The organism is Luoshenia tenuis, from assembly GCF_014384745.1.
Lineage (GTDB): Bacteria > Bacillota > Clostridia > Christensenellales.
Window position 1 is genome coordinate 39,472 of sequence record NZ_JACRSO010000006.1, and the last position, 25,909, is coordinate 65,380.

Consider the following 25,909-nt stretch of genomic DNA (forward strand, 5'->3'; position numbering starts at 1 on the left):
TGTCCAATGGGGGATTGCGGTTCCGCCTGGAAATGGGCAGCAGCCGAGCCAATATATGACGCTGGTACATTATAACATATAAGGCATATATATGGAAGAAAAGTGGGGATTTAAGCGGGGCGATGGAATTGGATAGAAAAATCACCCGCAGCAAACCTGCGGGTGATTCAATACTGTTTTAATGGGTTACGCTTAGCCTTGCCAGTTGATAGCCTCCAACACGTTGTGATCGGCATCCGCAAATACCACGATGTGGCCTGCGGGGATATCGCTGGCCTTGACCAGAATACTGCGCACGGGCATCAACGGCGCGTCCTCCGGGATCTCGGCCTGATCGGCCGGGGCTTCGGTAGAAACGTGGATGACCACCATCTTGTCCGTACGGATGATGCCCTCAAAATCGATGGTGTAGCCCGGCTGCTCCTGCTTGCCGCAGGTCACTTGAACCAGTAGCTGGTCGATGGGAACGGACTGAGTCTCCTCGGGGTAGATCACCCGGTACTGGGCGCCCTCGCCCTGAAGCGTATCGGTAGAGGCTTCGTCAAAATAAGAGTATTCGACCTCCTCGCCCTCAGCAGTCAGCTCCTCTTTGGTGATAGAGGCTTTGAGCAGCAGCTTTTCCGTTTCCTGACTGGTGGCGCTGGCCTGCACATCGCTGGCAAAAGCGCGGCGGGCTTGAAAGATCTGGGCAATCTCCTGCGGGGCTTCAAAGTAGTGGTAGATCAGCTGGGGTTCGCCTTCGGCGGTAGCCAGATCCTCCACCACACAAAAAAACTGGTTGGCCTCATCGTAATAAATTTTGCATTGGGCCTGATTCTCCCCTTTGACCACGAGCGTATGGGAGGCATCCGCCACATTATAGTAGTAGTTGGGGCCCATACTCTTGGGTTGGGCGTTAAACAAGGCGTCGCAAAGCTGCAAAAATTCCTGGCAGCTGCCGGCACGCATGGTATCGCAGTAAAAGGTATTGGACTGGCGCCCCTCGGCGGTGTATTCTGTTTCAATGGCGCTGACGCTATCCGCGCTTTCCAGTCCGCTTTCAGTTAAAAGCTGCGCGGCGCTTTTATCTCCCGTAGGCTGGCATCCGAAAAGGCATAGGCATAGCAGCGCGATCAAAACAAAAATTCCATACTTATTGCGCATAGTTCCTCCCCATTTCTAGGCTTTGGCAGGCAAAACGCGCGGCGTGCTCCATCATAGGGCCTCAAGGTCCGGGAGAGCAGACGCAGCAGCGTTTAAAAAATTATCCTTTTCAAACCTATTTATAACGATTATACTATATTCGTAATCTGAAAAACAAATCCGGTTTTTGATACGGGAAAGGAAAAATCTGAGAGGGAATGAAAAGACATCTTTCAACCAACGCTTCAATTATCGCGACCTGTCACAGCCTGCACGAGCGCGGATACGTCAGCGCCTACGGCGGCAATGTAAGCGTGCGCACGGGCAACAATAAGATCGTGATCACCCGGGCTAAATCCTCGCTGGACGATTTGGGCGAGGATGACCTGGTGGTGGTGGATATGGACGGGCGGGTGTTGTTCGGCACCAATCCGCCGTCCAGCGAAACCGCGCTGCACCTGATGGTTTACCGCACTCGGGAGGATGTGCGCAGCGTCATCCACACCCATCCGCCGGCGTCCACCTCCTTTGCCTATGTTAACCGCGAGATCATCCCCATCAACCCGGAGAGCCGCAATTACATCCAGCGCATCCCCGTGGTGCCCTATAGGCCCGTGGGCAGCCAGGAGCTGGCGGATGAGTGCAGCGAATACATCAAAAACTGGAAGGTACTGCTGCTGGAGCGCCACGGCCTGGTTAGCTGCGGGGAGAATATCGACGAGGCCTATAACCTGACCGAGTTGGCGGAGGAAATGGCCATGATGAACCTTTACGTGCGGATTTTGCGCGGTCAGTAAAAAATTTAAAAAAGCAGGCAGCTTTTGACAGGCGCCTGCTTTTTTTTATGCTCATAGCCGGGCGGAAAGCTGCGAAAACTATCCTCAAAAAGGAGGGATTAACATGCAGCGATTGCAAAAAGGGCTGGTGCTGGCGTTAGGCGCTATGTTGGTGGCGTTTACGCTGACCGGATGTACCGACAATGACGACGGCTCTGTGCCCAGCGATACCGCGCAGCCTTCGGCCAACGTAACGCCGCTACCCAGCGGCGCGCCCACGGATGAAGCGCCCGTAGTAACGCCCGACCCGGAACCGCCGATCGTGACCCATAACGCGCCTGACGCGGCCAGCCCCATGCCCACGATCGACCCGAAACTCGTAAGCCCCATGCCGGAATAGACGGCCTGGCCCGGAAGCAGCGCTTGGCAAGTGGCCAAAGTGCGCGCCTTCCGGGCCCTGTCATTTCTTGACAGAGAATTGAGAAGAACCTATAATGATTTTGGATCATTACCAACGCTCCCCAGGCCTTCGCCTGGGCTTTCTATCTATTTTGCGCCGCGCGCGGGAAAAGCACGGGCCGCTATTGGCTCTATGGAGGGAAAACGCTTATGTTAATGCGGAACCTGACGATGATGACGGATCTGTACCAACTAACGATGATGAACGGCTACTTCCGCTATGGTAAGCGGGATCAGGTCAGCGTATTCGACATGTTTTTTAGAGGCCATGCTTTGCAGGAATACGCCGTAATGGCGGGGCTGGAGCAGGTAATCGAGTATATCCAGAATCTGCACTTTAACCGGGAGGACATCGAATACCTTCGCTCGCTCAATATATTTGATGAGGATTTCCTCGAGTATCTCAGGACCTTCCGCTTTAACGGGGAGATTTATGCCATGCCGGAGGGCAGCATCGTATTCCCGCAGGAGCCGCTGGTGCGCGTAAAAGCCAAGATCATGGAGGCGCAGTTCATCGAAACGGCGCTGCTTAACATTATTAACCACCAGACGCTTATCGCCACCAAGGCGCGCCGGGTGGTGCAGGCGGCAAAGGGCGGTAGTGTTTTGGAGTTTGGCCTGCGCCGCGCTCAGGGACCGGATGCCGGCATTTTAGGCGCGCGCGCCGCGGTGATCGGCGGATGCGACGCCACTAGCAACGTGATGACCGGGCAGATGTTCGATATTCCGGTCAAGGGGACCCATGCCCACAGCTGGGTGATGAGCTTCCCGGACGAGCTTTCCGCTTTCCGGGCCTATGCGGATGTGTTCCCGGACGGGTGCATGCTGCTGGTGGATACCTATGATACGTTAAAGAGCGGCGTGCCCAATGCGATCACCTGCTTTAAAGAACTGCGCGCCAAGGGGTACGAGCCGGTGGGCATCCGCCTGGACTCGGGCGACTTGGCTTACCTGAGCAAAAAAGCGCGCCAGATGCTGGATGCGGCGGGCTTCCCCAATGCCAAGATCTTTGCCTCGGGCGATCTGGATGAGGACCTTATTTGGGATCTGAATGCCCAGGGGGCCTGCATCGACGTGTGGGGCGTAGGCACCAAGCTGATCACCAGCGATGGGTTTACGGCGCTGGGCGGGGTGTACAAGCTCTCCTGTGAGGATGAGAACGGAACGATGGTGCCCAAGATCAAGGTATCCGAGAATCCGGTGAAGATCACCAACCCGGGCTATAAAAAGGTGATGCGCATTTACGATAACGCCACCAATAAGGCGATTGCCGATCTGATCATGCTGGAGGAGGAGAGTGTGGACGAGAGCAAGCCGTTGACGCTGTTCCACCCGGTAGATACCTGGAAAAAGATGACGGTGACCGATTTCCATACCAAAGAGCTGCTGCAGCCCATCTTTGTAGATGGAAAGCTAGTATACCAGCAGCCTAAACTGCAGCAGATCTGCGCCTTTGCCCGGGAGGAGATGGAGAGCTTCTGGGAGGAGTACCGCAGGCTGCGCAACCCGCATGTTTATAAAGTGGACCTTTCCCAAAAACTATACGACTTAAAACAGGAGTTGTTGAAAAAAGCCCGCAACGGCAAAGCATAAGCTGTAAGGAGGGGAGAGCATGGCGTTTGGAAAGAAGGAAAGAGAAGCGGTTTCCCTTCAGATAACCAAGACCGAAAACGAGAAGCTCAAGGCGCGCGTAGGCGAGCTGGAGGGCGAGGTGGAGCGGTTGAACCGCGAATTGGAGCGTTACCGCAAGGACGAGGCGAATATCGCCAAAGCCCTGTTGTTTGCACAGACCCGGGTTGAGGAGATGAACCGCAGCGCGGAAAAGGAGTTTGGCACCGTACGCCAGGCTTACCTGCGCGAATTACACGATTTGGAGCGCAGCATCCGCCAGCGCAGAGGGGAGCTGAAGCTGCTGGAGGAGAGCGCGGCGCGCATACTGGCCGGCCTGCAAAAAGACCTGGCCCAAATGGGCGACCCCGAGGAGACGCCCTTGCCGATGGAACAGATGGCCATCGCCGGAGTAGAGCCAAAGCCCTACACCGCCTATCTGGAGGAGGAACAAAACCAGCCGGTGGAAGACAGCCGGGAGGAACTGGCGCGGCTTTGCCGGGAACTGGGGATCGTATCCGGCCTGGAGCAGGAACCAGAAGATAAAGGCGAGGCAAAGGGCGAGGAAATAAAAGGGCAGGAAGCTATGCCCGAATACGACGCCTGATCTAAGCAAGAGTAAGCCTTTGCGCAAATGGATACGCTATGCGCAAAGGCTATCTTTATGTTAAAACTTAAGATATACTTAACAGTTTATCCAAGAGGCCTTGCGCGTTTGATTTTTGGTGCGGCATATGTTAAATTTAGTGTTAGGCCCGGAGGGGAAAAAAGACGGCTTATGGAGAACCATGGCCGTGAACGGGAGATAGACGATGGCTGAAACGTTAGTCGTGATCGATGGGTACAGCTTGATGCACCGCGCCTTTTATGCGCTGCCCATCCTGAGCAATAAAAATGGAATTTACACCAACGCCGTATACGGCTTTTGCAGCATGCTGTTCAAGATCGTGGCGGATTACGCCCCCAGCTATCTGGCCGTGGCGTTTGACCATAAGGGGCCAACTTTTCGCCATAACACGTTTGAAGCGTATAAAGCGGGGCGCAAGGCGACGCCTGAGGAGCTCAGGCCCCAGTTTGACCTGCTGCGTGAAGTGCTAGAGGCGATGGAGATTCCCTGTTATGAGCTGGCGGGCTACGAGGCGGACGACATCATGGGCACCTTTTCGCGCCTGGCGGAGGAAAAAATGGTGCCCTGCCTGCTGGTCACGGGGGACCGGGACGCCTGGCAGCTGATCGGCAACATGACCCGGGTGTTGTTTACCCGCAAGGGCATCAGCCAGGTGGAGTGTCTGGATACGGCAGGCCTTGTGGGGCTGGCCGGGGTGACGCCGGATCAGGTGCCCGACCTTAAGGGGTTGATGGGCGATGCGTCCGATAATATCCCCGGGCTCCCGGGCGTGGGGGAAAAGACGGCGCTGAAGCTGCTGGGCCAGTTCGGCACGCTGGAAAACGTGCTGGAGAACCCAGATCAGGTATCGGGAAAAAAGCTGCAGGCCACCATCAAAGAGTTTGGAGACCAGGCCCGTATGAGCAAACAGCTGGCCACCATCGACCGGGAGGTGCCGCTGCACCTGGATTTTGCCGCCTGCCTTTTACAGTGGCCCCCGCCGCAAAAAGCGCTGGATAAGTTTGAAAGCCTGGAGATGCGCAGCCTGCTGGGGCGTTTGCCCCAGGCGCAGACCAATGGAGGCGATAAGGCGCCGGTAGCCGAGATCCAGCGCCAGCGGCTGACCACGTTAGAGGCGCTGGCGGATTGTGTCGCGTCTTTGAAGGACCCGGTCGCCCTGACGTTGACGCCGGATGCGCTGACCCTTGCCGACAGTACAGAGCGGGAATATACGGTAGCCCTGAAGCAGTCCTTGCTGGACGAGGCCGAGGCGCTGGACGTACAGGCAGCCGTGCAGGCGATTCAGGGCTTTTTAGAGGATGACAAGCGGCCTAAAGTGCTGCATGAGGCTAAAAAACTATATCATTTGCTGCTCACGATGGGCGTGACCCTGCGCGGGATCGCCTATGACACCGCTATTTCCGCCTACCTGCTGAACGCTACGGCGGCCTCGTATCCGCTCAACCAGCTGTTGGAAGAGGCGGGGCTGGGCAGCGAGCAGCAGGGCGCAGCCATGCTGATGCGGCTGAAAAGCGTGCAGAGCGATGAAATGGCGAAGCTGCAGCTGCAAAAGCTGTTTGATACCGTGGAGATGCCGCTGGTCGACGTATTGATCGAGATGGAAACGCAGGGCTTTAAGATCGACAGCGAGGCGTTGCGCACCACGGGTGAGCGCTTTGCCGACCGGCTGGCGCTTTTGGCCGATGAGATCTATACGCATGCCCAGGGCAAATTCAACATCAACTCCACCAAGCAGCTGGGCGAAGTATTGTTTGAAAAATTAAGCCTGCCCCATGGACGAAAGACCAAGACGGGCTATTCCACGGATAACGAAGTGCTGGAAGGCCTGCGGGGGATGCACCCGATCATCGAGCAGGTCATCGAATACCGGCAGCTGATGAAGCTGAAAAGCACCTATATCGACGGGATGCTGGCGGTGATCGACCGCAGGGATCAAAAGATCCACACCAGCTTCCAGCAGACAGTGACGGCTACGGGGCGCATCAGCTCCACCGAGCCCAACTTGCAAAACATTCCGGTGCGCACCGATATGGGCCGGGAACTGCGGCGCTTTTTCGTCGCCTCCGCCCCGGAAAGGGTGCTGGTGGACGCCGATTACTCTCAGATCGAACTGCGGGTACTGGCGCACATGTCCGGAGACGCTACGCTGATCGACGCCTTCCAAAAGGGGCAGGATATCCATACCCGCACGGCAGCTGAGATGTGGGGCGTACCCATGGACGCGGTAACCGGGCAGATGCGTTCAAACGCCAAGGCCATCAACTTTGGTATCGTCTATGGCATCAGCGATTTTGGTCTGGCCCGCAATACCGGGATATCCCGCACACAGGCCGCCCAGTTTATCGAAAAGTATTTTGAGACTTATCCTGGCGTAAAGGCCTATATGGATGAGGCTGTGGCCAACGCCAAAGATGCGGGGTATGTGACCACCTTGCTGGGCCGGCGCCGGCCGCTGCCCGAGCTGCATGCCAAAAACTATAACCAACGCGCCTTTGGCGAGCGCGTGGCTATGAACGCGCCCATCCAGGGGACGGCTGCGGATATCATCAAGCTTGCGATGATCGCGGTCAACAGCGCGCTGCGCAAGGCGGACATGGACGCGCACCTGATCTTGCAGGTGCACGATGAATTGATCGTAGATGCGGCGGCGCAGCTGCAGGATACCGTCGCTGCGTTGATGCGCCGCGAGATGGAGCAGGTTCTGGCGCTGAAAGTTCCCCTTGCGGTAGACGTACACGCTGGCTATACTTGGTATGACGCTAAATAGGGGGCGCTTGGGATGAAGATTATAGGGCTGACAGGCGGCATCGCCTCGGGCAAGTCTACCGTCGCGCAGCATCTTGGGGCGCTGGGCGCCGTAATCGTGGACGCGGACGCTATTTCGCGGGCGCTGTCCCAGCCGGGCGGCAGCATGTATAATGCAATTATGCACACATTTGGACCGGAATACCGGGCTGAAAACGGCCAGCTGGACCGCAAAAAGCTGGGGGCCTGCGTATTTGCCGATCCGGCGCAGCTGGCCAAACTCAATGCCATCAGCCATCCGCTCATCCGCGCGGAGATCGGCCGGCAGATCGCTCAGGCGCGCGAGGGGGGAGCCCCCGCTGTCATTATAGACGCGCCGGTTTTGCTGGAGAGCGGTATGCAGGATATGGTGCAGGAAGTGTGGCTGGCCGTATTGCCGGTGGAGGAGCAGATTTCCCGGGTTATGGCGCGGGATGGCGCGACAAAAGATGCGGCACAGGCGCGCATTGCGGCCCAGTGGCCGCTGGAAGAAAAGAAAAAATATGCCGATGTCTGCATTGATACTTCGGGGACGATAGCGGATACGTGCCGCATCGTCGATAAGATTTGGATAGAAAGGGTTCAAAACAGTGGCAACGGGGCCGAAAAAAACGAATAAAAGCAGTAAATCCCGTGGGAAAAAGGCCAGGACGGACCGCCGGATCCTGCGGGTGACCTTATGGATATTGGGCATCGCGCTATGCGCGGTCATGGTGATCGTGGGCTTTTCCAAGCCCTACCAACGCAGGCTCTATCCGCTCCGCTTTGAGGAGCAGATCGTCGCGTGCGCCGATGAGTTTCAGGTAGACCCCTATCTGGTGGCGGCGATCATCAAATGCGAGAGCGGGTTTGATGAGGACGCCCGCTCCGGCAAAGGGGCCATGGGGCTGATGCAGCTGATGCCGACGACCGCGGACTGGATCGCCGAAAAGCTTTCCATGCCCGCTCCGGACGAGGCACAGCTGCTAACGGCGGATACCAATATCCGCCTGGGCTGCTGGTACATCAAGTACCTGCTGACCCTTTATGATGGGGATATCACTTTGGCCGCGGCCTCTTATAATGCCGGGCGCAGCCGCGTGCTCTCTTGGCTGGAGGACCCGGCGTACAGCGACGATGGCAAGACCCTGAAGGCGATCCCTTTTAAGGAGACCGAGGAATATGTTAAACGCGTTAAAAACGCTTATGAACAATATCAGATCCTATATCAGCTCTAAACGCCCATGGCGGGCGATGGCGGCGATGATGATCGCCCTGTCCCTTACGGCAGGATGCGTAGCCGTAGATGAGAGCGCCCAGGTTATCCAGGCGCCTACGCCCACGCCTTCCGCCGTGCAGCCGATAGCCGGCGGGACGCTGAAGCTGGGGATGGATCAAAACATCACCACGCTCCACCCGCTCAAAACGAAAAACCGCTCGGTGATGAACGCGCTCTCCCTGGTCTTTGAAGGGCTTGTGCGCCTGGACGATACCGGCAAACCCATCGCCGCGCTGGCGGAAAAGTGGGAATTGCAGGAGGGGGAGGACGGCAGCCTGGCCTGGGTCTTTACCCTGCGCCAGGGGGTGAGCTTTCACCAGGGAGGAGAGCTCAAGGCCGCGGATGTAGTTTATAGCTTTAATGCCATCAAGGCACTGGGCGAGGGCAGCTATTGGTCTGCCGGGCTTTCAGGCGCCACCGCCTGCGAAGCGGTAGATGATTATACCGTTAAAATACACGTGCAAACCCCCAGTTACGCGATCATAGGGGGAATGAACTTCCCTGTGATCCCGCAAAGCTATTATGCGCAGCGGGAGAGCGACCCGCTCTGCCTGCCCAATGGCACCGGCGCGTATGTATGCCAAAGCTACGCGCAGCAGGAGGGGATGAAGCTGGCCGCCAACGAAAGCTGGTGGCGGCCTCGCGCCAAATTTGACGCGGTAGAGGTTTTGCCCTATGCTACGCAGGAGGACATGCACAAGGCATTTGAGCTGGGGCAGCTGGACTGTATCGACACCGACAGCGTGCTGACCGGGCAATATCAAAGCGCGTCACTCCGGGCGGGCGCTAAGGAGTACACGGCCCACACGCTGGATGCGCTGATCTTCAACTATCAAAATACCCTGGTGCAAAACGAGGCGTTCCGGGCGGGGATCGCCTATGCCATCGATGCGAAAAATATAGCGAACACGACCTATCAAAACCATGCGCTGATCACTGAAGGACTGATCCCCCAGGATAGCTGGCTGTACTCAAACCAGCATAAGGCATTTGAGCATAGCAAGGAGGTAGCCCTGGCCCAGTTTCAGGCTGCGGGGCTTAGCTACGACGCGCAGACGCAGACCTTACGTCAGGGCGGCCTGCCCGTCAGCCTTACGTTATTGGTCTGTGATGATATTTCAAACCCATATATGCGCTACGCGGCAGAGACCCTGCAAGACCAGCTGGCCCAGGTGGGCATTACCGTTGTGCTTGACCTGCAAGGTGCGGATGGGTATGATAAAAAGCTGAAGGAGCATACCTACGACTTGGCGATGGTACGCTATACCGTAGGCGCAACTATGGATTGGAGCTTTGCCTTTGACACGGAATCCCCTAATTACTGCGGATACCGTTCGGCGACGATCTCGCAAGCCCTGGAGGATATCGCCCAGCAGCGGGATGAAAAGGGATATAAGCAGGCGGTTTCCCAGCTGGAACAGTGCTTTGTTTATGAGTTTCCCTTTATCAGCCTTTTTTATAGGACCAATACGTTGCTGACACAGGAAAAACTGTATACCAACGATACCGCTCCGCTGGACTTGAATAGTTATCACGGTATGGATAAATGGATGCGTACGCCCTAAAAGGAGAAAGGGCGCGCAAGCTTGCGCGCCCTTGATACCCTAGAGCGTTTAGAAAAGCCTTCTGCCGCAGAAGGGGCAAAACGAGGGCGGCTCCGGGCCGCAGCAATCCCCGATAGGACGCCCGCAGTTGTGGCAAAAGCCTGGCTGCGGCGCGCAGGCGCAGCTGTCATCACAGCTGCAGGGCTGCACAGGGCAGGGGGCTTCTCCATCCGGAAAGAGGGGGAGCCGGCCCCAGACCTCACTGCAATCCACCTTGGGGGGACAGGGCAGCACCAGCGTATAGAGGCTGATACAGGCGATGGCGGTAAAGCAGATGCGCGGGCTGCACACATCCTCGTAGGGCTGGGGCAGCGGTTTGCTTAGATCCAGCTTATCCAAACACGCGGCGATCTGATAGGGGAAGCCGCCGGAAGGGATACGCAGCGCGGCACGCAGGCAAAAGGTGAGCGTTACGCATTGGTTTGCACAGCATCCGCAGCTATCCCGCAGGGTGACGACGGCAGGCACGCAGGCATCGGCGGAGAACTGCAGGCGGCAGGGATTGCACCGGTCGGGCTTGCAGCGTATGTTATGGAGGCGAATCATGCGGTCATTGGCTTCGATTCGGTCGATGCAAACGGGCGGGCGCAGCGGGCAGTCCGCCGCTAATGTAAAGCAGCAGGGCTGGCTGCATACTTCCTTGGCCGTGCAGTCAAATACGCGCAATTGTGGGCTTGGCGGCATCGGCGGGCAGCAGCTTGCCGGAGGGCAGCATACTACCCTGGGACTGGTATATGGACGTAACTGTGGTGACATAGGCATTGACCTCCTTTGGGGTGAGGGTCTATCATCTACAAGATATGTAATGAAATAAATTTGGTGCCATAAGATAAAGGAGAGAAACACCATGACGGAAGAACAGATCGATGTACTGGTGATATATTCCAGCTTCGGTACCGGACATTTGCAGGTGGCCAGGACCGTAAAGGACTATTTGGCACGCCTGCATCCGGAGTGGAAGATCGAATGCGTCGACCAGTTGGACGTGATCCGTTCACCGATCCAGAACATCGGGCGTAAGCTATATAACCGGATGGATCGGCTCTATCGGCCCTTATATGCCTTTGGTTACTACATTACCAAAAATGTGCCCATGGGGAACTGGACCAAAAAGGCCGGCAGGATATATGACGCCAAGATGTTTGGTGAATATATCGCCCGGCGCATGCCGCGGTTGATCGTTTCGGTATTTCCGGCCGTCAATGGCGCCTGTGCGCTGCTTAAAAACCTGGGGATGAATATCCCTATTGCCTCCATTGTAACGGATGCGGCCGTGCACGCGGAGTGGCTCTATCGTGAGGTCAGCCTCTATTTCGTTATGGATGAGCAGACGCGCGAGGGATGCATCAAATATGGCATTGAGCCAGAGCGCATTTTTGCCACGGGTATCCCCACGCGCACCATTTTTGAAAAGCAGTACGACCGGGCTGAAACGCGGCGCAAATATGGCATGGACCCGGATCTACCGGCGCTGATGATCAGCGCCGGGGGGATGGGCTTTATCGATACCATGAAGACCATGGTGCGCCATGCGCAGGAGACGGAGCTGCCCATCCAGGTGGTGCTGATCACCGGGCGCAACCAAAAGGCCATGCAGATCATGAAAGAATACGCCAAGGAGGCCAAGATCAAGATCATTTTACCGGGATACGTAGAAAATATGGCGGAGATGATGCAGGCCTGCGATGCGATTTTAACCAAGCCGGGCGGCCTGACCATGAGCGAGGTGCTGGTGTGCGGGCTGCCGATGATCGCCTACGACCCGGTGCCCGGGCAGGAAACGGCTAACCTGCGCTTTTTAACCCAGCACGGCGCGGCGCGGCATCTTAAATCCTGCAGCCAAATGAAGCAGATGCTGGAGGATGTGTTGTTTAACGAGGAAACGCGCAGGTCGATGCGGGAGGCCTGCCTGCGCATCAGCTGTCCTAAGGCGGGGCAGATCAGCGCCGAAAAGATGGCGGCGCTGGTAGAGGAGGTAGAGGAATGACCCTGATCTGGAACCTGGTGATCTGGGCCACTTTCGGTGCTGTCTGCGCCTTTATAGGCGCGGTGCTGCCGGAAAAGTGGTTCGATCACGACAGCCTGCTGGCGCCGCCCACTGCCAAGTGGGAACAGGGCGGCGGGATCTATTCCAGGGTCTTTCGCATTCACTACTGGAAGGATTTTATGCCGGACCTGGGGTCGATGATCAGCATTGTGATGCCCAAACAAAAGCTGGATACAGAGGTACGTCACCAGGAGGATGCGGATGAAAAGGCCTATCTGCGCCGCTTTGTCATTGAGACGCGCAGGGCTGAGGCCGTGCATTGGATCATATTGGTATCCGGCTTTTTTTACCGGATCTGGAATGACAGCTTGCTGATCAGCGGGATCATGAGCCTGCTCACCATCGTGACCAACCTGCCCTTTATCATGATCCAGCGGTTCAACCGTCCGCGGCTGGTGCGGCTGATCAAGCTGACCGGCAGGCGAAAGACGAAAAAAAGGGAAGAGCCTACAGCGGTGGAAACCTAAGCGGCGCCGTAAACAGATACGAAAAAAGCATCCAAGCGCGCTTGGATGCTTTTTATATGGCTTTTTTATTCGACCGATACGAACTTATAGTAATGGTATCCGGCGGGAGAGACGACTAAACCCTGCACGGCCGGGTCCACCAGTACCTGTTCATTATAAAAGAACAGCGGAGAAATGGCCGCATCTTCCAGAAGGATGTTTTCCGCAGCATGATAGGCTTGCATTGCAGCCGCGGCATCCGCCGTTTCTTTTGCCGTGGCGATGGCGCTATCATAATCGGCGTTAGACCATTTGGCGCTGTTATAAACGCTATCGGTCAAAAACAGGTCGAAGAATTCCGACGGCTGCCCATAGTCGCCAGCCCATCCGGTAAGGCAAACTTGGAAGGTGCCCTCTCTGCGGGCCTGAGAAAAGGCTTCCAGCGATTTTGGAACGAGGGCGACCTGAAGCCCCAGGTTATCTTCCCACATCGCCTGTACGGCCTGTAGAGCCGCAGGATTCATATCCTCAAGATAAATCAATTCGATCTCGGGCAGACCGTTTCCTTCCGGATATCCGGCTTGGGCTAAAAGCTGCTGCGCCTGCTGGATGGAGGCTTCGGCCTGTTCGCTGTCCACGGGAAATAGATCGCCGCCATCGCTGCGAAAATCGTTACCGCTGGCAAGGTCGCGGACCCCGGCAGGGATATAGCCTCCCGCGGGGGAGACTGCGCCAAACAGCGCATCGCTGCAGAGCTTCTCCCGGTCGATAGCCAGCGCAAGGGCCTTGCGCACCAGGGTGTTATCAAAGGGTGCGGCGCTGCAATTAAAGCTTAAAAACGCGGTGCTGATCTGCGGATAGCGCTGCAGCATACCCGCCTGTGCCAGCACGCCGGTTTTTTCGATGGGATAGAGGCGCGAGATAAGAATCTGCCGGCTGGTAAAAGCGGTCAAGGCCTGCTGATCATCGGTGATCATGGCAAAATCCAGCTTTTGGGGCAACACAGTTTCCGCGGCATAATACGCGCTGTTTTTAAGCAACACCAAAGAGCGATCCTTTTCCCAGGAATCAAGGACGAACGGCCCGTTGCATAGGAGGGATTCGCCCTCGCGTGCCCAACGATCGCCGCTGTCTACCATATCCTGCCGCAGCGGTAAAAAGAGGGGCAGGGCCACGACGGCGTCAAACCCGGCATAGGGCTGCTTTAATGTAACGACCAGCGTACGCTCGCCATCGGCCTGAACGCCAAGATCGGTGACGGGAAGGGTGCCGTCGTTGACTTCGGAACCGTTTTTGATAAACTGGCGGATTAAATAGGCGTGCTGAGCCTGGGTCCCGGGGTCAGCGGCTCGCTGCCAGGCGTAAACGAAATCCTGCGCCGTGACGGGTGTGCCATCGGACCAGTTGGCCTCGCGCAGTGAAAACGTCCAGGTCAGCTGATCTTCGCTGATCGTCCAATCCTGTGCGATGCCCGGCACGATATCCCCCGCAGCGTCCACGCTGGTCAGCCCTTCAAATAGCTGAAGGCAATAAATGGCATCGTTCTGGCTGCTTGCTTTGGCCGGGTCCAGCGTATCGGGCAGCGTGCCCAACGTCAGGGGTAAAACGCCGCTCTCCGGACCGGGCGTGGGCGAGGGGGAAGGGGCCTGGGCAGAGGTGGAAGGCGTTGCCTGCTGTGGGGCGCACCCACACACCAGCAAGAGGGCACAGGTCATGACCAGCGCCATCCGTTTCCATATAGCCTTGGGCATAAAAAAGTTACATCCTTTCTCCTTCAATGCGGGCGTGGCGGCAGATGATAAAATCTTACGGGCGCCATTACCCTATACATCAGCATATCCAGTCACAGGCAGATTTATCCAACTGGATATGCGTTTTATTTGTCTAAAGCCGCGATCATCTGCCGCAGGCAGGCCATCGCCTGGTCGATCGCCTCAGGCAATGGAGGCGGGGTAAGGCCGGCGATGATCACATGGCAGCGGTTGACCGGCACCAAGATCTTTTGTGCCGGGCTCTCCGCTACGGCGCAGGCGATTCTGGGTGTCAGCTCGCCTAACAGCGCGTTGGCCAAAATGATACCGATAGGGCCCAGAATTATATCCACTTTTCCTGCGTTAAACAGGATAGGGTTTTCGCCAGTCGCCCCTTCGTCTGCGCCGGCGCGCAACATGGCTGCGGTGGCTGTGGCGTTGGTGCCCAGCGCAAGGAGGTGCACCGAGTCACCCCATTCTTTACGGATTGCGGTAACCAGCGCACGGCCCACGCCGCCGCCCTGTCCGTCGATAATTGCAATATCCATAACTGCTCCCTTGTATTTTATATTGGTGTTGACCCTCCATATCATAGCAGATATTGGGTTTTTCTTCAAATATAGGGTGGTGTAGGCGCATCCACGGGCAGGCACACGAAAGCCCCGCAGGAATTTTCCTGCGGGGCTAAACCGGATGGGGTTATTCTGCGTCCAGCGCGGCGATCACTTCGATCTCCAACGGCGCATCCATGGGCAGCCGGGCGACCTGAACGGCAGAGCGGGCGGGATAATCCGGCCCGAAATACTGCTGATAGATGGTATTTACCGCCGCAAAATCGTCCATATCGCGCATGTAAACGGTTACTTTTACGCAACGCTCCATACCGCTGCCCATTTCCTCTAACACCGTTGCGATGTTTTGCAGCGCCTGGCGCGCGGCCGCTTGCACATCATCCGCCGCCAGCGTATCGGTAGCCGGATCGATGGGCAGCATGCCTGAAAGATAGGCCAACCCGCCGTGAATCATGGCGGTAGAATAAGGGCCGATGGCTTTGGGCCCGCGGTTGGTCAAAAAAGCTTTCATAGCCGAATCCTCCTATAGTTCGCCGGCGCGCCGCAGCGTGGCTGGGTTAGGATGCTGCAGCCCCAGCATTTTGCCAATGGGGAAGGAGAGCAAGAAGAAGACCACCGCGACCAGCTGCACCACGCCGCCGAATACATAGAGCATGCGGATGCCCCAAAGGTCGATGATCCAGCCGCTTACAGAGCTGCCGATCATGGCGCTGACGCCCGAGGCCGCCGCGCACAGCGTTTGGCCGGTGGCGTTGAGCTCCCGGGGAACGATGCTGAAAATGTAGCTGACCGTGCAGCTTAAATACAGGCCAAAGGCCATACCGTGCAGGCACTGAACCAAAATGATCTGGAACACGTTCTGCGCGAAGAAGTAAAGGAATTGCTCGATCATATAAAGCGCAGCGACTGTAAAGATGATCTTGATCAGGCTAAAGCGCTTGGCAAGCTTTGCCGAAAGGAAGAGCATGGGCACTTCCATCAGCGCCTTGACCGCTACCACCATGCCGATCTCCTCGGAGTGGGCGCCCACAGCCTCGACCAGTTTGGGGAGGAAGGAGGCGCCGAAGTTTACCGGCATGCTGATGCACATGTAAAAGAGCATGAAGGTGATAAAATAGTAATCTTTAAAAAGCCGGCCGATATGCAGGTTTTTAAGCGGTACGGACGCCTTTTTCTTATCGCTCTTGAGCATCAGGCACAGCACGATCATCACCGCGCCGAAGAATACAAAGCCGTAGAACGCGGTTTCATAGGGCGCGCCGCCTTGGTTGATCAGCCAATAATAAGAGAAAGAGGCGGCAGCAAAGCCGATAGACCCCCACAGGCGGATGGAACCGTAGTTTAGGCGCATGCCCTGCGCCTGGGATTCATTGGTGGTCTGGATCACCCAACTATCCACCAGGGCCGTCAGCGGCATGCGGAAAAAGGTCATCACCGCCATGACGGTGGCCATGGGAATATCGCCGTAAGCCAGCGGCAGGATGACCGACATCAAGCTGGCGCCGGCTACACAGATGATGAGCACTTTGCGGGTAGAACCCATCTTGTCGCTGACCACGCCCCAGATCGGCTGGCCGACGATGGTCATCAAGTTATTGAGCGCCAGCACGATACCGATGCCCACATTGCTCATACCCTTGGCGCTTAAATAAACGACGACAAAAGAGTTGGTCGCCATAGCGGCCCAGAAGAAAAACTCCAGGCTGCTGAAATACGCCAACAGTTTCCGGTGGGGGGGGATGATCCGCCCCCGCCGGTCCAATCTCACTTTTGACTCGGTTAAATTATCCATGGCTTACACGCCGATCCTCCTATAACGCTCCACGCGTTGGTCGATCTCGGAATAGTCGATCTCACCGGTCTCAATAAAACGCAGAGCCACCTCCCGGGTGGGGATAGCCGCACGGCCGCCCATGCGGGTGCACTTGATGGCGGAAACCGCGTTGCAGAACCGCGCGCGCTGGGGCGTGGTCCAATCCTCCTGGAGGGCGGCGTAGGCATACGCGCCGTGGTAAACGTCGCCAGCACCGGTAGTATCCACCGCCTCGACCGAGAAACCTTCCACCTCAAAATAGCTGTCGGTCTCGTCCACGCCGACAACGCCTTTCTCACCCAGGGTGAAAAGCACGACTTCAGGCCCTTCGGCCTTTAGTTTGCGGGCATTTTCTTCATAACTACCCTGGCCTTGGAACTTGGACTCATAATAGAACTCCGAGGCGATGAAATAATCGATATAGTGGATCATCTCATCCAGCTCCGGCGTGTACTTATCCGCGTCGATCAGTACCTTTACGCCACTCTCCTTGGCCCATTTGGCCGCCTGGAAAGAGGCATCCGAGCAATCGCTGATGTGTAGGATCCTGGCAGAGGCAATCAGCTCTTTGCTAAAGTCCGCCGGGGTGTACTTGCGGGCCGTACCGGGATAGTGGAAGATGGTGCGGCTGTGGGTCGCATCATCGCTCAGCACAACGGAGATGGCGCTTTCCTTCCCCTCATCGATGATGATGTGGGAGGTATCGATGCCGTGATCCTTAAAATCCTGCAGCATAAATTTGCCGTTGGGACAATCGCCCAGAACGGTGATAAAGGCGCACTTGGCGCCCAGCCGCGCCGAAGCGACGATGCCGCTGGCCACCTTGCCGCCGCCCTGGGTAGAATACTGCAAGATGGGCGCGCCGGTGTTGACCGGGGGCATGGCAGGGATGCGGTTTAAAATATCCACGCAGGACAGGCTCATGCCGATAACGTCATATTTCTTTTCCATAATTACACATCCGCCTTTAACAGATTGAATTTGCCGCGCAGGAACTCTTTAACAGAATCCTTGGACATCTGGCTGATCTCAAAGAGGCTGTCCTTATCCGGAGCCGCCGCAATGGAAGCGCTATAGCCTTTATACATGGCGCGGAAGTACTCGGTGGCGATGTTGACCTTGGCGATGCCACGGGTGATGGCCTGTTTGATCTGCTCATCCGGAATATCCGAACCGCCGTGCAGGACCAGCGGAATATCCACTGCATCGTTGATTTTGCTTAAAAGATCCAGCTGCAGGTTGGGGGTAGCCGCATAAGCGCCGTGGGCGTTGCCGATGGAAACGGCCAGCGCGTCTACATTCGTCAGCTCAATGAACTTGACGGCCTCATCAGGATCGGTAAACTTACCGCCGGTAGCAAAATCGTCCAAATTGCTGCCGCTGCCCACGTGGCCCAGCTCGGCCTCGACTTCGCAGCCCAGCGCATGCGCCGCGCGGCTGACCGCGGCGGTCAACGCCACGTTTTCATCAAAGCTCAGCGAAGAGCCATCGATCATGACAGAGGGGAAGCCGGCCGCAAGGCCCGCAAAGGCGATCTCATAGGTGGCGCTGTGGTCTAAGTGAACGCATACCGGCACGCTGGCGTGGGCTGCCAGCTCCTTGGCCGCGTCGCACATTACTTTGAGGGGAATGTAAAAATCATACCCCGGATAAAGCTGCACGATGACCGGGCGCTTTTCCTCCTCGGCCACCTCGATCGCCCAGGCGATGGTTTCATAATTATAGGTGTTAAATGCCGGCACGCAATAGCGGCCCTCCTGCGCCATCTTAAGTACTGTGCTGTACTTCTCCAATGCCATAACGAATTCCCATCCTTTCAAATATAAATCTGATAACTGGATTTTATGCAGGCCTACACGCACAGCGAGGCCCCTTACAGTGAGTAAGGAACCAAGCACGGTTTATAAACTTGCACAAAATACAATCCTATCATAAATCGTTTTTGCGGCTGCGTCAATTACAAAGCTGCGATTTAATGCCCCACAAAGGCGGATTTGGACGAAAGTTAGCCAATAGACCAGTATTTATGAATATATTTAGGAAGGCTTTTCCCGGTTTTGTCCATTTAGAAGAGCGGCATTGGCATTGCCGGCCTATTATAGGCGTGGTATGCTGAGAATGATAAGATGGATGCCGCCACAGGCGGCAAGGGGGAGGTAAAATCATGTTAAAAGCACAGGGCAAGGATTTTGTAGATCATGGACAGAAGATCGTTCTAACGGGCTTCAACTTTTGCGGCTGGATGCAGATGGAAAACTTTCAGATCGGCTTTCCGGGCGTTGAACAGCAGTTTAGAGGCTATCTGGCCCAATATGCGGGCCGCGATAAGGCCGAGCATTTTTTTGACCGGTTTTTGACCCAATATGTACAGGAGGCGGATATCGCCTTTATCAAGGCCATGGGCTGCAACCATGTTCGCCTGAACATCAACTACCGCCATTTTGAATCGGACCAGGCGCCCATGCAGTTCAAGGCGGAGGGGTTCCGGCATCTGGACCGGGTGCTGGAGCTGCTGGCGAAATACGGCATGTACGGCATATTGGAGATCCACGGCGCGCAGGGCTACCAGAACCCCGACTGGCACAGCGATAACGCCACCAATAAAGTTGGACTGTTTCAAAACCAGTTCTATCAGCAGCGGCTGATCGCCCTGTGGCGCTTTATCGCCGAGCATTATAAGGATAACGCGGCGGTGGGTGGCTATGAAATCATGAACGAGCCCTGGGCCGAAGCGGATGAGATTGACACGCTGGTAGATATCTGCAAGCAGGCGACGGCGGCTATCCGCCAGGTGGATAAGGAGCACATCGTTTTCATTGAGGCGAACTTATTCGGCAAGACTTATGAAGGCTTCCCAGAGCCTTGGGACGACAATATGGCCTGCTCGGTACACCAGTATCCATATCCGTCGCTAAATATGTTCTGCTATCCGGCGCTGAATGAGGGGGGCAGCGTATTCTATAATAAGGACTATATTGCCTACGAGATGGATATCCGCGATGGATACGGAAAAAAGTACAACCTGCCGGTATGGATGAGCGAGTTTGGCATCGTACATAACGATGATTTCCGTGAGGATAAGCTGCGCCTGCTGGAGGACCAGCTGGCGGTGATGGATGAGCGAGGGCACAGCTGGGCGCTGTGCTGCTATAAGGACGTTGGGAACATGGGCGTGGTGCGGCTGGATCCGAACAGCGCCTGGATGCAGTTCGTGAAGGAAAGCAATGCCTTGAAGCTGAAATACCATACGGATTTTGATCCCCTCGCCAGCGGAAGCTGGGAGATGATGGATGTGGTCAAACATCTGTTCCGCGCGGACTTTACCCCGGGCAGCGGCGAGGTCGAGGCGCGGCTGCACCGGCACCTGGCGGTGTTTTTCGGAGAGGAGCTGTGCATGCGGCTATGCAAGCGCCTGGCGCAGCTGAGCCTAGACGAGCTGGATACCCTGATGGACAGCTTCAAGTTTGAAAACTGCCTGGTCCGTGAGGATTGGAAAGCAATTCTGACCGCGCATACAAAATAGCGGAATGTAGACCCGCCCAAGTGCTACCGGATAACGGCGGACCGGGCGGGTCTTTTTTTGCTTTCATGATGGTAATTGTCGTTTAAAAACTATTGACATAAACCCCGCTCTATGCCTTATAATGGGCGTTAGGCGCGCTATGGATAAACGGCTGATAAACGCGCACTCTCCAGGCAAATGGGAGGAGGTAGACCCTTTCAATGGCGCTACACTATCTATGGCTGTTTATCGCCGTCATCTGCTTTAGCGTACAGCTTACGGCAGTTAAAGAGTATAACCATCGTTTCAGCAAGGGCAAGGCGACGCTTTTTCAGTTTCAGGCGCTCCATCTTTATGTCGCCAGCGGCCTGACGCTGATCGTCTGCCTGGCGGGCGGCGGCTTTGGGCCGCTGCTGCCGGCAACGCTGTGGTACGGGCTGCTTTTTGGCGCGGTATTTATCTGGTTTTTCTTCTTTTATACGATGGCGATCGACACAGGCCCCATGTCCTTTACCACGCTGTGCAATTCATCCGCCAATATCTTTCCGGTGCTGATCGGGCTGCTGTTTTGGGGGGAGACCTTAAGCCCGCTGCAATACTGCGGCATCGCCCTGGTGCTGGTCATGTTTTACCTGGGCAGCGGCATCGGGACCAATACGGGGGAGAACCGCAAAGCCAGCGGCAGGTGGCTGATTTATGTGGCGCTGATGATGGCCTGCAGCGGAACGCTGATGACCCTGACCAAGCTGCATCCCATGCTGACCGGCGGATTGCAGGTGCCGGAATTTTATACCATCGGCCTGGGTACAGCTGCGACGATTGCCCTGATTTTATCGCTCATCTTCCACAAGGGAAAAGGGGAAGCGGTCAATCGTCTGGGCCCGCGCCTGGTGGGGACCTGTGCCATCGCAGGGGTGGGGACCTGTGCGGGCAACCAGCTCATGGGCCTGGTCGCCTCGCAGGGGGTCAACGCGTCGATCATGTTTCCCTTTGTCAACGGGGCGCAGGTGGTATTCATTACCCTGATCTCGACGCTGGTCTACCGCGAGCGGCTGACGCGCAGGACCCTGATCGCCCTGGGGATCGGCATCGTAGCGCTGGTACTGATCTCGGTTTAGCCCGATCAATAGAGAAATTAAAAAAGCTGGGGACAAGCCCCAGCTTTTTTGTATCCGCTCTCTACTATAAGGAGGCGCCGTTTTCTTCGATGATCTTTTTATACCAGTAGCCAGAATCCTTGATGATGCGCTGCTGAGTGCGGTAATCCACATAGACCATGCCAAAGCGCTCAGCATAGCCGCTGTGCCATTCAAAATTATCCAGCAAAGACCAGTGGAAGTAACCCTTTACCGGCACACCATCTTGCACCGCGCGCTTTAAGGCCCCCAGGTAACGCGCTAAAAAGTCGATCCTGTTGGGGTCGTGCACCTGCCCATCCAGCGAGACCACGTCGTGGCAGGAGAGGCCGTTTTCGGTGATGTACAGGGGCAGCGAATACCGCTCGCACAGGAATTTGGGGCCCCAATAAAGCGCTTCCGGGGTAATGGGCCAATCCAGCGCCGTTTTAGGGAAGCCCGCGTAGCGCGGAACGAATTGGGGTTTGCCGTCCTCGCCCATGCGCACTTCCGAGCCATTATAAATATTCTGCCCGAAGAAGTCCAGTTTCTGGTGGATCAGCGCCATGTCCTCCGGGGTGATCTGCGGCAGATAGGGATGATATTTGCGCAGGCCCTCCTCGGGATAATGGCCCAGAATCACCGGATCGCTCCACCAGGGCACGTTCCAAGTCCATTCTTCTACATCAGGCAAGGCAAAACACGCCTGGCGCGCCGCCTCAATATCTGCAGCGCTCTCACTGGCAGGATAGTGCAGGGAGGCGGTGGGCGCGTAGCCGATTTTGACCTCGCCACGGGCTTTGTCCCGCAGGGCGCGCACGGCCATGCCATGGGCCTTTAAGACGTTATGAGCCATGGCAAAGGTATCCCAGGGGGACATTTTCAGCCCCGGGGCATGGATGCCGTTGGCGCAGCCGTGACCAACAAAGACCTGCGGCTCGTTAAAGGTGAAATAATACCGCACCCGGTCGGAAAAATGCGCTGCGATAACGCCGGCGTATTCGCCAAACCATTTGGGGCTTTGCGGGTTCATCCAGCCGCCCTGCTGGTGCAGCGCCAGGGGCAGCTCCCAGTGATAAAGGGTCAGGTAGGGTTCGATACCGTTTTCCAACAGGCAATCGATCAGCTCGTTGTAAAACCGCAGCCCGTCGGCGCTGACTTTGCCCGTCCCCTGCGGGATCAAACGGGCCCAATTGATGGAAAACCGATAGGCCTTGATGCCCATTTCTTTCATCAGCGCCACATCCTGGCGGAAGAGATGGTAGTGGTCGCAGGCGACCTCGCCGGTGTGCCCGCCAAAGACCCGGCCGGGCTGTTTGCAAAAGATATCCCAGATATTTAAGCCTTTATCGGCCTGGTAGGCCGCGCCCTCGATCTGATACGACGAGGTGGCCGCGCCCCAGACAAAATCATTTTGAAAACCCATATGCATCCTCCTTATACCGTTATTCTGCCCAGTTCAGTATAGATTTATTATATAACAACGATTTGCCACTTTACAATAAATAGCGGGGCGCAAAGGGGTGTACAGTGTGTTTAGTAAGGTGGTATACTGGAAACAGTAAGAAGGAGGGATGAACGTGATCTACAATTTGAAGCCGGAGGTCAAACGTCCGGCACTGTTGACGACGACCGAAATCACCTATGCCTATGCGCCGACTTACGGCGGCATCACCTGCCAGCCGCTTAAGATGAGCATTGTGCGCCCGGCCAGTTCCGCCGGGGAAAGGCTGCCGGTATTGCTATGGGTTCAGGGCGGCGCCTGGAAGGAGAGCGACCGTAATTTAAGGCTGGCAGAGTTGGGTGCCTTTGCGTACCGGGGGTATCTGGTAGCCAGTATCGAGTACCGCGTCAGCAGTCTGGCCACCTTTCCGGCGCAAATTCAAGATGTGAAGGCGGCTATCCGCTTTTTGCGCGCCCATGCGGACGCCTTTGGGATCGATGGGGAACGTATCGGCCTGAAAGGGGATTCGGCCGGCGGCCACCTGGTAGCGCTGGCCGGTACCAGCGGGGATGAGCCCGCGTTTAAAACCGGGCAGTGGGCGGATCAATCCGACCGGGTGCAGGCTGTTGTAGACCTTTACGGCCCTTCTGACCTGCCGCAGATGGGCGAGGTGCCCGGCTTTGAGGATCATCACGATCCGGCCTCGCCGGAATCGCTGGTACTGGGCGGGCCGGTACGGGAAATGGCGGGCGCCGCACGCATCGCAAACCCCATCACCTATATTTCAGAGGATACGCCGCCCTTTATGATCCTGCACGGCACGGCAGACCCGGTGGTGCCCATCAGCCAGAGCGAGTTGCTTTACGACGCGCTGGTGGCCAAGGGTGTGGAGGCGGATTTTTACCGCATTGAGGGCGCGGGGCACGCCACAGTAGAGTTTAACCAACAGGAAATATTTGATTTGATCGGGGAGTTCTTGGATAAACACTTAAAGTAGAGCGACTGCTCCAATAAAAAGTGCCGGCGCAAACGCGCCGGCACTTTTAGCTGTTTGGGTGCGACCTTATTTTTCCTCGGGCGCTTGTTTAAATTTGACGTTGTCCATCCACAACGCCAGCAGAAATCCTGCCGCAAAGACGGCGGCGCCAAGCGCTAAATCCAGGACGTTGGTAAAGGAAGAAGGCAAAATCATCAGCACCGAGGAGAGTACAAACCCCAGGATGACCCGTGAAAGTCCTGTGTAATGGTGCTTTAGCAGCTGATCTACCCCCCTTGAGGCAAGGACGATGGTGGCCGCAAAACCGATGACCAGAGGAATGAGTACGCTAAAGTCCAGATTGCCGATTCCCTCCGCCATGGGCTGGTATAATCCCATAAAAAGGAGGATGGAAGAAGAACTTAACCCCGGGATCACCATGCTCAGCCCCCAGACCGCCCCGCAAAACAGGAACCAGGCCCAGTTAGGCGTTATGGCGTTGCCTTGCATGCCGGTATCGAGCAGTCGAAAAAAGAGAAAGGAAGCGATCAGGGTGATGGTGAATCCTGTCCACCCCTTATCCGGCCCGCTGGCGACGGATTTTTTGATGAGGCCGGGCACCGTGCCGCCGATCAGCCCTGCAAAGAGCATCATCGCTATGAGCAGGGAGGCGCTAAGAAAACCCTCGACTACCTTGGCTAAAAGCATAAAACCAACTAAACCGCCGGCGATCAGCGCGATAAACATTTTGTAGCTTCGCCTAAAGGTGCGCAGCGGATGTACCAGAAAGGCCATCATCGGTTCATAGATCCCAAAGGCCACACAAAGCACGCCGCCGCTGATGCCTGGTAAAATGGCGCCGGTTCCGATGAGAATGCCCTGTAAAAAGAACAGGAGCCATTGCCACTTCTTTTTAAATTGATGCATGAGAGATTTTAACCTCCGTAAACGATAGCATAGGCCGTTATCCGCAAGGCCCGGTCGATGCGCGAGAGATCAGCTGGCAATCCAGAATCTCGCGCCTTTGGGGGCGGGCAGGGCTGTTGATGCGCTCAAGCAGCATCTGTACAGCCAGCTTGCCGATCTGTTCATAGGGCTGGGCGATGGTGGTCAGCCCTATACCGGCAAGGCCGGCGTAGGGGATATCGTCAAAGCCGATGATGCTCAGATTCTCAGGGATGGATTTTCCAGCGTTTCGATAGGCCTGCAAAAGCCCAATGGCCATTAGATCAGTCGTACAGAAGATGGCGGTGGGCGCAGCGCTCCCCAACGATAGCAAATGGCTGCCCAGCGTGTGCCCGCTATCCATATCCAGACTCCGGGTCGTAAAACTAAAGGCCTCCGGCAGGGCAACGCCGCCCAAAGAGAGCGCGTGAACAAAGCCTGCACGCCGGTCGCGGTGCGTGGTGGTATTTTTATCGCCGGAAAAAACTGCAACCCTGCGGTGCCCCAGCGCCAAAAGATGGTGGGCTGCCAGGCTCCCACCGTGAAAGTTATCCGTCGTGAGCATATCGCCCGCGAAATCGTCGATATAGCGGTTGAGAAGGATCACCGGGCAGCCCAGCGCAGGGGCGCTTTGCAGCAGATAGGCCTCGTTGGTGGGGGAGATCACGATGGCCCCGGCGAAATTATATTGCGCTGCCAGGTCGATAAAGTTGCGCTCTTTTTCGGGGTCCTCGCCGCTGCACCCTAAAAACATGTGGTAACCCTGCTGCTCAAGCTCTTTTTCAATATACCAAGTAACCTCCGAGTAATAGGGGTTGCGGATGTCGGAGATGATCAGCGCCACCAGGCGGGTAGCCCCTTGTACCAGTCCTCTGGCGATGGAGTTAGGCTGATAATGGTTGCGGCGCACCGCATCCATCACGCGCCGGCGGGTCTCATCGCTGACGTGTGGATCGTGGTTGAGCACGCGGGATACTGTGGACTTTGAGGTCCCCGCCAGGCGGGCGATGTCGTTGATAGTCATCCGATAAAGAACTCCTTGCCAGCAATAGGATTTAT

General features: G+C 56.3%; 24 protein-coding genes. 13 read left to right on the top strand and 11 right to left on the bottom strand.

The window, feature by feature from the left end:
- Positions 1 to 192: 192 nt before the first annotated feature.
- Complete coding sequence (locus H8699_RS11565) at positions 193 to 1,143, bottom strand: hypothetical protein (protein ID WP_249285827.1); 951 nt, start codon at positions 1,141 to 1,143, stop codon at positions 193 to 195.
- 197 nt (positions 1,144 to 1,340) lie between these two features.
- Here H8699_RS11565 and H8699_RS11570 point away from each other — a divergent pair, with 197 nt between their 5' ends.
- The 8 genes from H8699_RS11570 (at position 1,341) to H8699_RS11605 (ending at position 10,200) form a co-directional block, all read left to right on the top strand.
- On the top strand, positions 1,341 to 1,919 hold the full coding sequence (locus H8699_RS11570) for a class II aldolase/adducin family protein (RefSeq protein WP_138295658.1): 579 nt from the start codon (positions 1,341 to 1,343) through the stop codon (positions 1,917 to 1,919).
- Positions 1,920 to 2,022: 103 nt separating this feature from the next.
- Complete coding sequence (locus H8699_RS11575) at positions 2,023 to 2,298, top strand: hypothetical protein (protein WP_138295659.1); 276 nt, start codon at positions 2,023 to 2,025, stop codon at positions 2,296 to 2,298.
- 215 nt (positions 2,299 to 2,513) lie between these two features.
- Positions 2,514 to 3,950, top strand: a complete 1,437-nt coding sequence (locus H8699_RS11580) for a nicotinate phosphoribosyltransferase (protein ID WP_407944000.1) — start codon at positions 2,514 to 2,516, stop codon at positions 3,948 to 3,950.
- Between the two features lie 19 nt (positions 3,951 to 3,969).
- The gene (locus H8699_RS11585; RefSeq protein WP_138295661.1) at positions 3,970 to 4,572 is read left to right on the top strand and encodes a DivIVA domain-containing protein; all 603 of its coding nucleotides are present in this window, start codon (positions 3,970 to 3,972) and stop codon (positions 4,570 to 4,572) included.
- A gap of 205 nt (positions 4,573 to 4,777) precedes the next feature.
- Positions 4,778 to 7,360: a DNA polymerase I gene (polA, locus tag H8699_RS11590; protein ID WP_249285828.1), complete on the top strand. Its 2,583-nt coding sequence runs from the start codon at positions 4,778 to 4,780 to the stop codon at positions 7,358 to 7,360.
- Positions 7,361 to 7,372: 12 nt separating this feature from the next.
- A complete protein-coding gene (gene coaE / locus H8699_RS11595; protein ID WP_249285829.1) occupies positions 7,373 to 7,996 on the top strand; it encodes a dephospho-CoA kinase in 624 nt (207 codons plus the stop codon).
- Positions 7,997 to 8,048: 52 nt separating this feature from the next.
- On the top strand, positions 8,049 to 8,594 hold the full coding sequence (locus tag H8699_RS11600; protein ID WP_147518781.1) for a lytic transglycosylase domain-containing protein: 546 nt from the start codon (positions 8,049 to 8,051) through the stop codon (positions 8,592 to 8,594).
- Positions 8,539 to 10,200, top strand: a complete 1,662-nt coding sequence (locus H8699_RS11605) for an ABC transporter substrate-binding protein (RefSeq protein ID WP_249285830.1) — start codon at positions 8,539 to 8,541, stop codon at positions 10,198 to 10,200. The genes H8699_RS11600 and H8699_RS11605 overlap by 56 nt, the downstream gene beginning before the upstream one ends.
- Before the next feature lie 48 nt (positions 10,201 to 10,248).
- Here H8699_RS11605 and H8699_RS11610 read toward each other — a convergent pair whose 3' ends face one another.
- On the bottom strand, positions 10,249 to 10,995 hold the full coding sequence (locus H8699_RS11610; protein WP_249285831.1) for a hypothetical protein: 747 nt from the start codon (positions 10,993 to 10,995) through the stop codon (positions 10,249 to 10,251).
- 91 nt (positions 10,996 to 11,086) lie between these two features.
- Here H8699_RS11610 and H8699_RS11615 point away from each other — a divergent pair, with 91 nt between their 5' ends.
- Both H8699_RS11615 and H8699_RS11620 read left to right on the top strand, forming a co-directional pair.
- Positions 11,087 to 12,226, top strand: a complete 1,140-nt coding sequence (locus H8699_RS11615) for an MGDG synthase family glycosyltransferase (protein ID WP_249285832.1) — start codon at positions 11,087 to 11,089, stop codon at positions 12,224 to 12,226.
- Positions 12,223 to 12,753, top strand: a complete 531-nt coding sequence (locus H8699_RS11620; protein WP_138295668.1) for a glycosyl-4,4'-diaponeurosporenoate acyltransferase CrtO family protein — start codon at positions 12,223 to 12,225, stop codon at positions 12,751 to 12,753. The genes H8699_RS11615 and H8699_RS11620 overlap by 4 nt, the downstream gene beginning before the upstream one ends.
- A 65-nt stretch (positions 12,754 to 12,818) precedes the next feature.
- Here H8699_RS11620 and H8699_RS11625 read toward each other — a convergent pair whose 3' ends face one another.
- From H8699_RS11625 to H8699_RS11650, 6 genes are all read right to left on the bottom strand, one after another.
- Positions 12,819 to 14,483 (bottom strand): peptide ABC transporter substrate-binding protein, encoded by a 1,665-nt coding sequence (locus tag H8699_RS11625; RefSeq protein WP_249285833.1) that lies wholly within the window; start codon positions 14,481 to 14,483, stop codon positions 12,819 to 12,821.
- 125 nt (positions 14,484 to 14,608) lie between these two features.
- Complete coding sequence (locus tag H8699_RS11630) at positions 14,609 to 15,031, bottom strand: DUF3842 family protein (protein ID WP_249285834.1); 423 nt, start codon at positions 15,029 to 15,031, stop codon at positions 14,609 to 14,611.
- A 151-nt stretch (positions 15,032 to 15,182) separates the two neighbouring features.
- Positions 15,183 to 15,566, bottom strand: a complete 384-nt coding sequence (locus H8699_RS11635) for a Rid family detoxifying hydrolase (RefSeq protein WP_249285835.1) — start codon at positions 15,564 to 15,566, stop codon at positions 15,183 to 15,185.
- A 12-nt stretch (positions 15,567 to 15,578) separates the two neighbouring features.
- Positions 15,579 to 16,847 (bottom strand): MFS transporter, encoded by a 1,269-nt coding sequence (locus tag H8699_RS11640; RefSeq protein WP_249285836.1) that lies wholly within the window; start codon positions 16,845 to 16,847, stop codon positions 15,579 to 15,581.
- A gap of 3 nt (positions 16,848 to 16,850) precedes the next feature.
- Positions 16,851 to 17,819, bottom strand: coding sequence for a carbohydrate kinase family protein (locus H8699_RS11645; RefSeq protein ID WP_138295673.1), 969 nt, complete (start codon positions 17,817 to 17,819; stop codon positions 16,851 to 16,853).
- Positions 17,820 to 17,821: 2 nt separating this feature from the next.
- A complete protein-coding gene (locus tag H8699_RS11650; protein WP_249285837.1) occupies positions 17,822 to 18,667 on the bottom strand; it encodes a class II fructose-bisphosphate aldolase in 846 nt (281 codons plus the stop codon).
- 365 nt (positions 18,668 to 19,032) lie between these two features.
- Here H8699_RS11650 and H8699_RS11655 point away from each other — a divergent pair, with 365 nt between their 5' ends.
- Positions 19,033 to 20,391 carry a glycoside hydrolase family 5 protein gene (locus tag H8699_RS11655; RefSeq protein ID WP_138295675.1) on the top strand — a complete coding sequence of 453 codons (1,359 nt, stop codon included), beginning with the start codon at positions 19,033 to 19,035 and terminating at the stop codon, positions 20,389 to 20,391.
- A gap of 200 nt (positions 20,392 to 20,591) precedes the next feature.
- Positions 20,592 to 21,488, top strand: a complete 897-nt coding sequence (locus H8699_RS11660; RefSeq protein ID WP_249285838.1) for an EamA family transporter — start codon at positions 20,592 to 20,594, stop codon at positions 21,486 to 21,488.
- A 64-nt stretch (positions 21,489 to 21,552) separates the two neighbouring features.
- On the opposite strand, the gene H8699_RS11665 is transcribed toward H8699_RS11660, so the two are convergent.
- Positions 21,553 to 22,911, bottom strand: coding sequence for a GH1 family beta-glucosidase (locus tag H8699_RS11665; RefSeq protein ID WP_249285839.1), 1,359 nt, complete (start codon positions 22,909 to 22,911; stop codon positions 21,553 to 21,555).
- A 154-nt stretch (positions 22,912 to 23,065) separates the two neighbouring features.
- Here H8699_RS11665 and H8699_RS11670 point away from each other — a divergent pair, with 154 nt between their 5' ends.
- A complete protein-coding gene (locus tag H8699_RS11670) occupies positions 23,066 to 23,926 on the top strand; it encodes an alpha/beta hydrolase fold domain-containing protein (RefSeq protein WP_249285840.1) in 861 nt (286 codons plus the stop codon).
- 66 nt (positions 23,927 to 23,992) lie between these two features.
- Here H8699_RS11670 and H8699_RS11675 read toward each other — a convergent pair whose 3' ends face one another.
- Together H8699_RS11675 and H8699_RS11680 are read right to left on the bottom strand one after the other, a co-directional pair.
- On the bottom strand, positions 23,993 to 24,832 hold the full coding sequence (locus H8699_RS11675; RefSeq protein ID WP_249285841.1) for a DUF368 domain-containing protein: 840 nt from the start codon (positions 24,830 to 24,832) through the stop codon (positions 23,993 to 23,995).
- A gap of 37 nt (positions 24,833 to 24,869) precedes the next feature.
- Complete coding sequence (locus tag H8699_RS11680) at positions 24,870 to 25,874, bottom strand: LacI family DNA-binding transcriptional regulator (protein WP_249285842.1); 1,005 nt, start codon at positions 25,872 to 25,874, stop codon at positions 24,870 to 24,872.
- Positions 25,875 to 25,909 lie beyond the last annotated feature (35 nt).